Here is a 12,815-nt window from a genome sequence, read left to right as displayed (position 1 = left end):
ATCACACCCTTTGTCATGAATGAATGTTTGATCTGATTTCTTTCTCTCTTAATTTGTTTAATTCTTCTAGATATTGATTTTCATCAATTGGCAAGGTTATTTCTTTATTCAACCAGCTCGATAGGTGCATGGCATTTGCTAGTTCCACTCCATGAATTCCATCACTTCCTGGTGCAATCAATGGGGTTCCATCTAAAATATTGGCAGCGAAATTCTCTAGAACAGCAATGTGCTGCCCGCCCCACACACTATCAAAATTTAACACTTCCTCTTGATAAATTGCTCCCGGTCCTTCACCTTGGAATAATTTCGATACTTCTTGCATCGACATGGTGTCGCTCATTTCTTTTTCCGGTTTATTTAATCGTTTAATCGTTACTTTTTTACTGTCGTCCACAATAATTTTTCCTCGATCACCATGAATTTCTAAACGATCTGTCCCCATTACATCATGGGTACAAGTAATAAATACACCTGTTGCACCGTTACCGTAATCTAATATCGTTGTGACATCATCTTCTACAGGAATGTTTCGTTGGTAGCCATATTGTGCCTTCGTGTAGACTTTTTCTGGCATCCCGCAAATCCATTGCAATAAATCAATTTGGTGTGGTGCCTGGTTCACTAATACACCGCCACCTTCACCATCCCATGTCGCTCGCCATGAACCCGCATCATAATAACCTTGCGGACGCCACCAGGTCGTAATAATCCAGTTTGTCCTTCTAATATTTCCAATTTCTCGATTATCAATGATTTCTTTTACTTTTTGATAAAGAGGATTGGTGCGCTGATTAAACATAATTGCGTAAGTTACATCTGGTTTAGTTTTTGCGAATTGATTGATTTCCTTGACTTGTTTAGTATATACACCTGCGGGCTTCTCCAAGAGTGCGTGAATATCACGTTCAAGGGCTTCGATTCCCATCTCTGGATGTAAGTAATGTGGAACACAGGTTACAATCGCGTCAACATTTCCGCTATTTAACATTTCGATATAATCTTGATAAAAAGGGACTCCAGGAAATTCCTGATCTGCGCGTTTTTTCTTTTCAGGATCGTTATCACAGATAGCGCCAATCTCGATATTGCTAATACGACCTTCTTTGATCATATTTCCATAAGCTCCACCTTGCTGACCTAAACCAATAATCCCCAATCTCACTTTTGCCATTTGTTTGTCACTCCTTCTATATAGTGTTAGAAAAATAATAAAACGTTTTCAACTTTAACTTTACACCGTTGTAATATGATGATGCAATTTTCCTACTTCATCTCGAGAAGTGGTAAACAGATCATCGTCTCACTTTATTGTATGGTAAGCGTCAGATTAATAAAATAGCTCATATTGTTTTATTTTGGAATGATTTTGACTGAGAGTGTACTTGATTAGACAACTAGAAATTTTGGTTTCGCAATAAAAGAGTGGGATTTCGCAATAAAGATGCTTCATTTCGCAATAATCAGACGCGTTTTCGCAATAAAGGGGCTTCATTTCGCAATAATCAATCCACTTTTCGCAATAAAGAAAAGTAGTAACATTTGAACTGAAGCTGTTTATAAATTGTACGAAGGTTTACATGTGATATTTTTTATTTTTTTCTTATAATTTTCAAACTGTGTCCGATATAATAAATACCGTTTCTATTATTCATTCAATTAGATATTCTTACACATGGCATGTGATTAGCCATACTAACTCCTTTGTGACATGTTCCGTGTTTTCCACAAGGAGTTTTCTATTAATAAAGCATAAAACAATTTAAATAGATAAATAATAATGAAGGATATTTCCATCTACTTCCTGTATCACAGATTGCCTAAAAAATCATAAAAAGGAGTAACAAAAGTGCCGAACGAGACTTTTTTTAACTTGCCAAAGGAAAAGAAACAAAAATTACTAGACGCGCTTCATCAAGAATTTACGAAAGCTCCATTAGCTTCAGCGTCGATTGCTAAGATTATTGCATATGCGGAAATTCCCCGAGGCAGCTTTTATCAATATTTTACAGATAAAGAGGATGCTTATTTCTATATTTTTAATCAACAAACAAGTTTAGCTATGGAAAAATTTTTATGTATTCTTCAAAGTAATAATGGGGATCTATTTGACACTTGCATTGAATTTTACCGATTAATTGTGGAAGAACAATTTACTTTTTTCCGAAATGCACTATTAAACATGAATTCTAAAATTGAAGAGTCATTATCAGGTATTTTTGCTAGTAAGGAAAAGCTTGATCATTTTCATCAAGTGCAAAGCAAATTAGATTTAGCTTCTTTAAAAATTGAAAATGAAGAAGAATTATTTCAATTAATGAAAATGATTTCAGCTATTACATTTCATAATATTATTGAAAAGTTCTCGAAAGACCTTCCATTAGACGAATCGATTCATAATTACCAAGCACAATTACAATTCATCAAACATGGTGTACTACAGCAAGATGTTTGCTATAATAATAATGAAAATCAGCAAACTCCGCCGGTCCATTATTAAATGCTCATTAGAAGGAATCATATAGTAAGGTGTTTCATGAAATTGCCTAGTTTCTGAGTGCTCATACTCTATTAAATAATAGTATGAAATTGCACCATGATAAAGGACTAAGGGAGGGTATAGAAGGACATTGAAGGATATTAAACGTTTCCGAATACTTGGTATTATAGAAGGTGCATCACTAGTAATCTTACTCTTTCTTGCAATGCCATTAAAATATTGGGGTGGTTTACCAGAAATCGTTACTGTTGTCGGAAGTATTCATGGAGCTTTGTTTATTGTATACATACTCTTTACATTGTACACCACATTCAAAGTACGCTGGTCATTTATTTGGTTATTTAGTGCCGTTGCAGTCGCCTTTATTCCATTTGGAAATTTTGTATTAGACAGACGTATCCAAGCAAAGTATAGTTAGAGCGAGGGAATCGTTCTCGCTTTAACTATATCTTGTGAACTGCAAAATCGTTAACAGTTGATTGGACATATAGGTAGCACTATATTTAAACTCTTGGTTAATCCATTCCATAATTAACCCCCATATCGCATATGCCTGATAGCTCGCCAATAAATTGAGTTCAATTCCCTTTATTTCGTGCGCCTGTTCTACTACCTCTCTCATTAAATCTGTTAACTGTATGCAAATCCGGCTCTGTAATCCAACAAGTGCATTGGATTTTGCTATAATCGTATAGAAATCCGCGTGATTTTCTACATGATCAAATATTTTTATGGCAGACACATTTAAATTATTGATCGAAATCTTCTCCCCTTCTTTTAATGGTTCACGATAAGAATCAATTAAATCAACAATAATATCGTCTACCATTTCTTCTAATAATTCTTCTTTATATTGATAATGTTTATAAAAAGTACCACGGTTAACGTCGGCAGCTTGGACAATTTCTGTCACTGTAATTTGTTGAAGATTCTTCTGTTGTAACAGCGATATTAATGCATTCTTCAGAGCAATTTTCGACTTTCGCACTCTTCTGTCATGGTAATTATCCATCAACAATTCCTCTCCTTTTGTTTATTAATTTGCCAAACGTATACAAATTGGTAGAAAGCGTACAGTAATGAACAAATACACATCAATTGATGATTGTGTTCATTGTTTTTTCTATATTATACTGTAAACAAATGTTGATTAACAAACATCTGTTCAATAATGAGGAAACGTTATCAAATTATCAAGGAGGATTAAGAATGAAGTTAAAAGACAAAGTTGCTGTTATTACTGGTGCTGCTTCTGGTATGGGAAAAGCTATCGCGGAACGATTTTCAAGTGAAGGGGCAGCGGTTGTACTAGCAGATTTAAATGCTGATGGTGTGAATAATCTTGCCACAGAAATCGAAAAAAATGGTAGAAAAGCTAAAGCACTTGAAGTAAATATTGCAAATGCCAACGATATTGACCTGATGATAGAAACGGCTGTTCATGAATTTGGCACATTAGATATTTTAGTAAATAACGCCGGTATCATGGACGGGTTCGAACCGGTTGGTGAAATTGACGATGATCGTTGGGATTTAATTTTTGATGTGAATACAAAGGCTGTAATGCGTGCAATGCGTAAAGCTGTTCCTGTTTTCTTGGAAAAGGGACAAGGAATCATCATTAATACTGCATCTTCTGGTGGTTTAAATGGGGCACATGCTGGTGCTACCTATACAGCTTCTAAGCATGCTGTCATTGGTTTAACTAAAAATACAGCGCATATGTATGCACAAAAAGGGATTCGCTGTAATGCGATAGCACCTGGAGCAGTCCAAACAAACATCCAGGGGTCTATGAAAAATGTAAGTGAATTTGGTCTGGAGCGAGCAAAATTGTCCCAAAGTCTGATTCCCAACGTCGGAACTCCAGAAGATATTGCAAATGTTGCCCTATTTTTAGCATCTGAAGAATCTAAATTCGTAAATGGAACGACGATTACCGCTGATGGTGGCTGGACTTCTGCTTTCTAGATATAGTGAAATTATGTCCGTTTAAGACCGAGATATAAATCGTCATTTCATATGGTGATGGAATGGCGATTTGTCATGATTCCAGACTTTCGATCATAGGATGAAATAGCAGCTAAGAACGGAGGTCATGTTGATGAAAATTCAAGTTATACAAGGGGATTCTTTCTGGTACTACAGTCAATTATCCGGAATCCCTCTTCCTTTAATTATTGCTTCTAACCAGCAACTTAACCCTAATCAACTTATGATAGGGCAAGAGGTAAGCATTCCAGGCTACCAAGCTGTGGCCTATACGATACAAGCGAACGATACGTTATGGTCGATCGCTCAAAGCAATCAAATTCCAGTTGATCTTTTACTACGAATAAATCCAAATGTCCAACCTACACAACTTCAAATTGGGCAAACAATTAGTCTTCCTCAACGAATTACAACTCCAATTATTACCGATGTAAATAACTACACATACGAAAAAATGGTTACAGATCTCCAACGACTTATTGAACTTTACCCTTTTATCCAGCAACAATCGATTGGAAATTCGGTATTAGATAAAGAGATAATTGAATTACAAATAGGTAGTGGATCAAGGCAAAAACATATTAATGGATCTTTTCACGCTCAGGAATGGATCACTACCCCTGTTATTATGCTATTCCTGAATGATTATGCATTAGCATTGACCAATCATTCACCAATACGTGGGTTAGATATGCTAACCTACTTTGAAACGAATACGCTCTCTCTTGTACCGATGGTTAATCCAGATGGTGTTAACCTTGTCATCAACGGTGCAGAGGCTGCAGGATCACAACAAGATTTTGTACTGTCACTCAATAATGGAAATACCGATTTCTCGGGATGGAAGGCTAATATTAATGGGGTGGATCTGAACAATCAATATCCGGCATTATGGGAAACAGAAGCAGCCAGAAAACCGGATTCACCAGCGCCACGAGATTTCCCAGGTTACGAACCATTATCAGAACCTGAAGCAATTGCCATGGCTGATTTGGCGAGAGCGCGACCATTTGAAATAATGAACGCTTTTCATACACAAGGCGAAGTGATTTTTTGGGGATATCAAGGAATGGAGCCACCAGCCTCTGAAACGATTGTTCAAGAATATAGTAGTGTTAGCGGATATGAGGCCGTTCAATATGTTGATAGCTTTGCAGGATACAAGGATTGGTTTATACAGGAGTTTCGCAGGCCTGGTTACACTGTCGAGTTAGGATCAGGTATGAACCCACTTCCTATTAGTCAATTTGATGAGATTTACCAAGAAACATTAGGGATTATGTTGGCCACCCTTTATATGTGAAGAAAGCCGTGGTATCACCACGGCTTTACATATTATACAAATTTCACAATATCATCAAACGGACGTCTGCTTTTCTCTGGAGCATCCTGCACACGGTAGCCGAATGCTGCCATCACAGAAATCGAAAAGCTGTCATCGTCTAAAAGTCCCTCTTCACGAAGTAAGTCGTTCATTTCTTTCATTGGGAAACCTTCAATTGGACAAGAGTCAACACCTATTTGGGCAGCAGCTGTCATCATATTAGCCAGTGCTATATATGTTTGCTTAGATGACCAGTCTAGCATACGACGATCATCGACCAATAAATCAAAATCTTCTTTCTGGAAGTTTTCAATCATCGGTAATAATCCTTGTAATGCTTCATCAGGGTATTGATGTACGTTTTTATAATGGTCAAGCAGATATTCAGCATCATACTTCGTATCCTTTGCTGTTCGAGCTAAGAATATAACGAAATGACTAGCATCCATTACTTTCCCTCTTGCTCCCCATGACGTATTTTTAATTTTTTCGCGCAATTCCGGACTTTGAATAACTAAAAATCTCCATGGCTCGATACCAAATGAACTTGGAGATAAGTATCCTGTTTCAAGTATGAATTGGAAATCCGCTTCCTCTATTTTTTTATTCGGATCGAATTTTTTCGTTGCATGACGAAAATGCAGCGCATTGATGATATCCTTTTTAATTTGATTTTTATCCATATTCTGTCACCTCCAAATTACTTCCCCTTTATTATACGAACTCTAGGGAAAAACACATAATATTCTGCCTCATATATTCCTTAAATTCTTTTATACGACACGAACGAGTAGTGAAGCATAACTCCTCTCTTCCCTACCTCCAATTACAGCTTTATTTTCCACAACATTTTTTATATTTCTTTCCACTACCACAAGGACACGAGTCGTTTCTACCTATTTTCTTACTCGTCACGCTTGGTTTATTGACTGCCTTTTCACCAGGCAACGGTTGTAAGTGCTTGTCTTCTTGTGGACGTAATTCCATCGAGGTGTGACCCTTCAAGATCCACTCTCTTGTATTATTAAACAAGCCCATAACCTGATCCATAAACGGTTGTACTTCCGCAAAACTAGTGAATTCAAAACGTTCTGATAACCTACTGACTAAATCAGGTGGATTCAATCCTAGTTTGATATCCACCACACATTCTGACACGATCTCATCAGCATCTTCGTGATCTATCTCATAATTCTCTGTCAGAAACTTGACAAAACTTCGATAATGCTTATTTCGATCTACGAATGCGTCATCACTAGCTTTTAGGATTGCTTGTTTGGAAAAAGGATAGAAAGGTATATCCGGTCGCTTCTTATGTTCCTGTGCAACCCAACTTGGATTTAACACTAAAAGATCAGAGAAGCCGTACTGATCAAAAATAAGATCAGCATGGAAAGCTCTTGCTTCAAAGATTACGCTAATATAATCATCCATTTCCGTTGGATAATCCGTATAAGAGGCTATTAAATCAATCAGTTGGGAAACTTGCAGCGTACCATAATAATGTAACATCCCCAATGTTAGCTGATGCCATTCTTGATTTCTTTTTGCGATACGATGCACTTCTAAATGGTCGATTAAGCCTTGAAAGCTCACCATTACTTCATGTGGCATCAAAAATTGGTTTCCGTTCTCTATTTCGTATATAATGGCATGATCCAACAAGTAACTAATGTTTTCCATGGATATCTCTTCAGACTTGATCATACCGTTATTTGCCACCATCTTCTTTGCTATTTGTAATAAATCAAGATCCCACACTCTCGAATGGTGCTCAATCATCTGTGGGACAGCAATTGTTAATGCATCAATTAAGTCTGCTTTATTAAAGTGACTGATTCGCTTAACATTCCACACTCTTCTCATATGGTCTAGCTTTGCCTTTGTATAACTCTGAAGTACATGTTTCAGAGGTAATAACTCTAACTGGTTTTTTTTAATATCATCCATTATGCAACACTCCATTTTTAAAACAGTTCTCTTGTTTCTTGTTCAGAATTCTTATAAGTATTTGTCACTTGTGCTCAAATACTTATATCTTAAAACTTCAATTCAATATATCTTTAAGTTTTTCTTGAATCACTTGCTTTTCTCTACTACCAGTAGTTTTTAATCTTAATACTGGTATTTCGTATTTTTGTAAGATTTGATCCTTCATTTCATCTCGCTTTAATTGCTTCTTATTCTCTTCATGGAAGGCATGTCCATCCACCTCAATAACTAGAACGGGTGATTTGTCCATTTTATTAAAGATTAAAAAATCTGTGTGTGTTAATATATTCATAGCAAATGTATATTCATCATGAGATAACAGCTCCGTATCCTTAATCAACATTCTTAGTGGTTGATGCATAATAAAATCTAAACTTTGGAATGAATCTCCCCTTAAAAGTTGTTCTAACAAATGATTAATTAAATTCTCAGATTTATTTGCGGATACACTGCGGATTCCTTTCTCCATTTCCGCTAACTCATTGGCATAGTTCTTATATAATAGATCAAAGACAGAATATATTTTACTTTCTCTTATCTCAAAGTTGTTATATTTAATATACTTTATAAGATCACCTATATTGGTTCTGTGCCAGTTCTCCCCACTATCTGCTGTCACAACGACTAATTGATCAACAGCTCTCGAAATAGCAACATTAATTAAATTATCATCATCAGCAAAATCATTACTACGCATGTTGTTTAAAACAGTAGATAAAATAATAATGCTTTTTTCTCGTCCTTGATATTTATGTACCGTATCAACTTCCATTTCCTCGTCATTAATCGTAGTATGAATAGAATCTACTTGCTTACGAAAAGGAGAAATTATCCCTAACGATCCCTCATTTCCTTTAGTTACTTCTGGAATTATTTCTTCTTTAATCACATCTATTTGCCTTTGATTAACGGTACCTCTTGCATGATTTCCTTTTACTGTTTTATATAATAACAAAGGATTAGTGTGTGGTTCTTCTTCTGTAAGAATAATCAATTCATTGTTATAAAACTTTTGATTGCAAAAGTTGATTATTTTTGGATGACAACGATAATGTTCTCTTAGCAATGTTTTGGGTACATTTTTAAATAGCCCATCAATCGAAGCTAACAAAGAATACTCTGCATACTTATAAGCGTTAGGTAATTGGTAAGTGGCATAAATTTTATCTGTTTGTTCTTTTATATCATCTGTAACTACATTAGGTAATTGTTTTAAATCTCCTACGATAACGGCATTTTTAGCACTTGATAAAGCTAAAGATCCTGTCACAATATCTACTTGGGAAGCTTCATCGATAAGCACATAGTCGAATAGATGATTACTTGAGCAGTTTCGAAGTGAATGAGTTGTGCTTAAAATAACTGGATACTCCTTCATAAATTCGTTGAAATCTGTCCATAAAATATTTGGATTAAATATTGTCCTTTTTTTAACATTGTTATACCTTTTCTGTAGACTTGCTTTAAATAAATCCATTGATACTTCACTATATTCTTGCATAGCGTTCTTAAAATCATAGTCTTGTATTTGATCGGTTAATTCTTCTATTAAGTTTTTTAATTCAGATATTTTCAATTCATAATATAATTTCTGTAGATATGCTGTGATTTCTTCAGACGGCGCTTTGTAGAAGCTAAAATTGAAGAAGCGATACTTAATAACATTAAACAATTTATAAGATAAACTAAGTTTTCCCTTCTCTAATTGACTTTCATATTCGACTAACATTTTTAGTATTTTGTCTGCCTTCAGTCTAGATAACCTCCTGAAGTTAAACGAAATGTTAGTAGCTTCGTAGTATTCGTTAAAATATCTTTTCTCTACCTCGAAATCAGATAACTGTTGCTGTAATTTCGCTTTTTCATTTTGAAAATGTAACATTACACCTAAACTTTTTTGTTGTTCCTTTAACCTACTTTTTAAACTTTTGATTGTCTCTTCTTCAAGGGGCCAAGTTTCCATATTAGGGTAGTTTCCGGTTTGATTATTAAAGAATGTCTCCTTGTTTTCCTTGTTACCTAAATAAGCGCTAATAAATTCTAACTCATATTTTTGTAATTTTTCTCTTATATTAGACGTAGCAGAGTTATTATTAGATACTACTGCTACTGTTTTGTTATTAAAAATAGCGTTAGCAATGATGTTTAAAATAGTCTGTGTTTTCCCCGTACCTGGTGGGCCTTCGATAATGCTTAATTGATTATTGAAGGCCTTTTCCGTAGCTTGTTTTTGACTCTCATTAAATCCAAATGGAAAAATTAACTGATCTGCCAGTTTTCTTTGTTTGATATCTTTTTTACCTAAGTAAGTAGCCAGCACACTTTGAGGGCTAACTAGTACGAGCTTATTAAATTGTTTTTTCAGAAAAGATTCTTCCTCATCCTTTGTAGTCATCTTCTGAGCAAGTTCTCTAAGGTAATTCAACACCTTTTTGCTATTACTATTAGTCGTTTCTGATTCTTCTATGTGTAGTTCATTTCTCACGTACATTTTTTTAAAACCATTTTGGAAAACTAATTTTACTTTCTCTCCAAAGTCTAACATATGACTTATATTACTTAGAAGACGATCCTGATGGTAAATTAAATGATTCTGCAGTTCTAACACTCGAGGTTCACTTAAAAATTGAACATTTTGTTGCTTGTACATATAGACTTTTTGGTTATTCTTATATTTCACTTCCCACTGAGAATGATTCTGTCTACAAAATTCAAGCTGATCTGTTTTATCTTCACCTTTTACCAATACTAAATATTTTTCAGTGTCCATATCTCATTACTCCTTTTTCTAGCTCTCAGAAGTATTGCAATATTAAGTTTTCATAACTATCATTATTTAGTTTCTTATCTACAAAAGTGGATTTATGGTCTAATTCTTTTCTACTAACATAAGTTAGTGATAACCTTGTAATCCACTTGAGAACCGCACAGTTGAAATCTACATTAGCATTTAATTAACAAAATCTAAATTCTTCATTATTCTTCAAAGGTCTCACAAATTTCCCTTTAGTAGCCCAAACGAAGGTACTAGATTGGGAATTGCCTTATGAATATCACTTATACAGGATAACGTTCAAAAAATAACGATCGCCAAATCATTTTCCAACTTTACTTGTACAGAATAGAGAGCCTATCATCATTACTCCCTCTCATATAGTATAATTATACCATTTCTACCAAAAGTATAAATGCTAAATTTCTCTTCTATCAATTGCTCGTCAGCTACCAATCGTCTCTGCGTTGGACGTTCACCAACTTGCAATTAACGGCTTGCTGAGCACGCTTCTGAACAAAAGCGCAGTGCGCCCGCTTAAAAACGTTGCGACTTCAGGATCAACTGAGATAAAGGAATCACGGTGAGTTTTACGAACCGATGATGACTTATCGTAGGGCGATTCGTGAAGTCGCTTAGTTTTTGGCGCTCGAAGCTGGACGTGACTAGACAGGTCGCCGACATATTATCCACATCCGAAAAATTTATAATTTCCTAGACAATAAAAAACAGCCTTGGTTCTTCTACCACGACTGTCTAAAGTTTATATAAAATGAGACTTCAATCAGGGAAAGTTAGCGTCTGTTTAGTCCCCACTTCTTAGCTTCTGAGCTTAGTCCGAATCCATCACCAAAATCGAAAAGCTATCACCTTTTAAAAGCTCTCTTCACGAAGTAATTCATTTATATCTATCATTAGGAAATCTTCGATTGGATGAATCAACATGGATGTTAATTGCTATTGTTATCACCTCAGACTGTTAAATCATTTTCCGATTTTATATCTATTGCTTCTTGTAAAAGTCGTTGTAAAACTGCAGCAAATACAGCGATTACCATGGAAGCAAAGATAGGGACCATTCCGAATATGATAAGACCTGGAGCATCATCTTTCTCTGCCACAAGGTAAACGAACGGAATGATAACGACATACAAGCTGCTGATTGTGATAGCACAATTTTTTATATTCTTTAAAGCTTTAACAGATATTTGCGAGAAAGCTTTGTTTTTATCAATATAGATTAAAAGTCTAAAAGCCCAATACAATGCCATGTAAAATGGAATCGCTGATACATACATCCCTATTACAATAGGATATAGTAAATGAGCATAATCGGGATTTACTGGATTATTAGCTAACTGAACTAATCCAAATAGACACAAAGCTAGAACTGGAATTCCAATAAATAGAACAGCTATCTTTAAAAAAAGCGTTGAACCTTGTTTCACAAAAAGCACCTCATTTCATTATTCTTCATTTGAATTATAGCATATTTTTATCGTTTACCAATAAAAAATTACTGTTTTTTGTTATTTTTTTATTGTGATAAATATAAATTACACATATTAAAGATATAAAAAAGAGCATTCCTTTTTTGTAAAGAAATGCTCTAAAAACTATTCAAAAAGCATTAAAGATATGATGGTAGCTCATTACTACCTAAAAACACAGAGTACTAAAACTGATTATCAGATATGCTATTGATTATACATTGTCTCATTACTACCTAAAAACACAGAGTACTAAAACACTTCTTGGTCAAATCCGATACGTTCATCGGTCTCATTACTACCTAAAAACACAGAGTACTAAAACTTCCTTGCCTACCAATAATTAAATGGGGTAGTCTCATTACTACCTAAAAACACAGAGTACTAAAACCTATCTTTTAAAGAATCTTCCTGTCTGATCGTCTCATTACTACCTAAAAACACAGAGTACTAAAACAACAGCTATCTCTAACCCATCAACCATGGTGTCTCATTACTACCTAAAAACACAGAGTACTAAAACCTATCTTTTAAAGCATCTTCCTGTCTGATCGTCTCATTACTACCTAAAAACACAGAGTACTAAAACAACAGCTATCTCTAACCCATCAACCATGTTGTCTCATTACTACCTAAAAACACAGAGTACTAAAACCTGCTTATCTTCCTCCACTAATTCAGTTTTGTCTCATTACTACCTAAAAACACAGAGTACTAAAACAACATCTATCTCTAACCCATCAA

The 12,815-nt window shown here is 35.0% G+C and carries 10 protein-coding genes and 1 CRISPR repeat array (1 of these 11 running past the window's edge); of the genes, 4 read left to right on the top strand and 6 right to left on the bottom strand.

The window, feature by feature from the left end; genetic code table 11:
- Window positions 1–13: 13 nt before the first annotated feature.
- Window positions 14–1,174: a Gfo/Idh/MocA family protein gene (locus tag GH715_RS05495; RefSeq protein WP_153834594.1), complete on the bottom strand. Its 1,161-nt coding sequence runs from the start codon at window positions 1,172–1,174 to the stop codon at window positions 14–16.
- 699 nt (window positions 1,175–1,873) lie between these two features.
- On the opposite strand from GH715_RS05495, the gene GH715_RS05490 reads away from it, so the two are divergent.
- Together GH715_RS05490 and GH715_RS05485 are read left to right on the top strand one after the other, a co-directional pair.
- Window positions 1,874–2,500, top strand: a complete 627-nt coding sequence (locus GH715_RS05490) for a TetR/AcrR family transcriptional regulator (RefSeq protein ID WP_205601836.1) — start codon at window positions 1,874–1,876, stop codon at window positions 2,498–2,500.
- 130 nt (window positions 2,501–2,630) lie between these two features.
- Window positions 2,631–2,918 carry a DUF3817 domain-containing protein gene (locus GH715_RS05485; RefSeq protein WP_153834596.1) on the top strand — a complete coding sequence of 96 codons (288 nt, stop codon included), beginning with the start codon at window positions 2,631–2,633 and terminating at the stop codon, window positions 2,916–2,918.
- A 21-nt stretch (window positions 2,919–2,939) separates the two neighbouring features.
- On the opposite strand, the gene GH715_RS05480 is transcribed toward GH715_RS05485, so the two are convergent.
- Window positions 2,940–3,512, bottom strand: a complete 573-nt coding sequence (locus GH715_RS05480; protein WP_153834634.1) for a TetR/AcrR family transcriptional regulator — start codon at window positions 3,510–3,512, stop codon at window positions 2,940–2,942.
- 197 nt (window positions 3,513–3,709) lie between these two features.
- Here GH715_RS05480 and GH715_RS05475 point away from each other — a divergent pair, with 197 nt between their 5' ends.
- Both GH715_RS05475 and GH715_RS05470 read left to right on the top strand, forming a co-directional pair.
- Window positions 3,710–4,471 (top strand): SDR family oxidoreductase, encoded by a 762-nt coding sequence (locus GH715_RS05475; RefSeq protein WP_153834597.1) that lies wholly within the window; start codon window positions 3,710–3,712, stop codon window positions 4,469–4,471.
- A 133-nt stretch (window positions 4,472–4,604) separates the two neighbouring features.
- Window positions 4,605–5,795 (top strand): M14 family metallopeptidase, encoded by a 1,191-nt coding sequence (locus GH715_RS05470; protein WP_153834598.1) that lies wholly within the window; start codon window positions 4,605–4,607, stop codon window positions 5,793–5,795.
- A 32-nt stretch (window positions 5,796–5,827) separates the two neighbouring features.
- Here the strand turns inward: GH715_RS05470 and GH715_RS05465 are convergent, their stop codons facing one another.
- The 4 genes from GH715_RS05465 to GH715_RS05450 form a co-directional block, all read right to left on the bottom strand.
- Window positions 5,828–6,499 (bottom strand): NAD(P)H-dependent oxidoreductase, encoded by a 672-nt coding sequence (locus GH715_RS05465; RefSeq protein WP_153834599.1) that lies wholly within the window; start codon window positions 6,497–6,499, stop codon window positions 5,828–5,830.
- Between the two features lie 151 nt (window positions 6,500–6,650).
- Window positions 6,651–7,766 (bottom strand): YecA family protein, encoded by a 1,116-nt coding sequence (locus tag GH715_RS21750; RefSeq protein WP_276208099.1) that lies wholly within the window; start codon window positions 7,764–7,766, stop codon window positions 6,651–6,653.
- Window positions 7,767–7,863: 97 nt separating this feature from the next.
- The gene (locus GH715_RS05455) at window positions 7,864–10,578 is read right to left on the bottom strand and encodes an AAA domain-containing protein (protein ID WP_153834600.1); all 2,715 of its coding nucleotides are present in this window, start codon (window positions 10,576–10,578) and stop codon (window positions 7,864–7,866) included.
- Between the two features lie 974 nt (window positions 10,579–11,552).
- Window positions 11,553–12,029: a DUF2975 domain-containing protein gene (locus GH715_RS05450; RefSeq protein WP_163578468.1), complete on the bottom strand. Its 477-nt coding sequence runs from the start codon at window positions 12,027–12,029 to the stop codon at window positions 11,553–11,555.
- Between the two features lie 198 nt (window positions 12,030–12,227).
- A CRISPR array of direct repeats spans window positions 12,228–12,815; the repeat unit is 36 nt; unit sequence GTCTCATTACTACCTAAAAACACAGAGTACTAAAAC; it runs 43 nt beyond the window's last position.

Origin of the sequence: Gracilibacillus thailandensis (assembly GCF_010994055.1) — a bacterium.
Classification (GTDB): domain Bacteria; phylum Bacillota; class Bacilli; order Bacillales; family Amphibacillaceae; genus Gracilibacillus; species Gracilibacillus lacisalsi.
Note: the sequence above shows the minus strand (reverse complement) of the source record. Positions and strands in the feature narration are given on the sequence as shown.

Bases quoted from the DNA above. Each gene is read 5' to 3' on its own strand.
- GH715_RS05470 (WP_153834598.1), top strand. From the start codon at position 4,605: ATGAAAATTCAAGTTATACAAGGGGATTCTTTCTGGTACTACAGTCAA.
- GH715_RS05475 (WP_153834597.1), top strand. From the start codon at position 3,710: ATGAAGTTAAAAGACAAAGTTGCTGTTATTACTGGTGCTGCTTCTGGT.
- GH715_RS05465 (WP_153834599.1), bottom strand. From the start codon at position 6,499: ATGGATAAAAATCAAATTAAAAAGGATATCATCAATGCGCTGCATTTT.
- GH715_RS05480 (WP_153834634.1), bottom strand. From the start codon at position 3,512: ATGGATAATTACCATGACAGAAGAGTGCGAAAGTCGAAAATTGCTCTG.
- GH715_RS05455 (WP_153834600.1), bottom strand. From the start codon at position 10,578: ATGGACACTGAAAAATATTTAGTATTGGTAAAAGGTGAAGATAAAACA.
- GH715_RS21750 (WP_276208099.1), bottom strand. From the start codon at position 7,766: ATGGATGATATTAAAAAAAACCAGTTAGAGTTATTACCTCTGAAACAT.
- GH715_RS05495 (WP_153834594.1), bottom strand. From the start codon at position 1,174: ATGGCAAAAGTGAGATTGGGGATTATTGGTTTAGGTCAGCAAGGTGGA.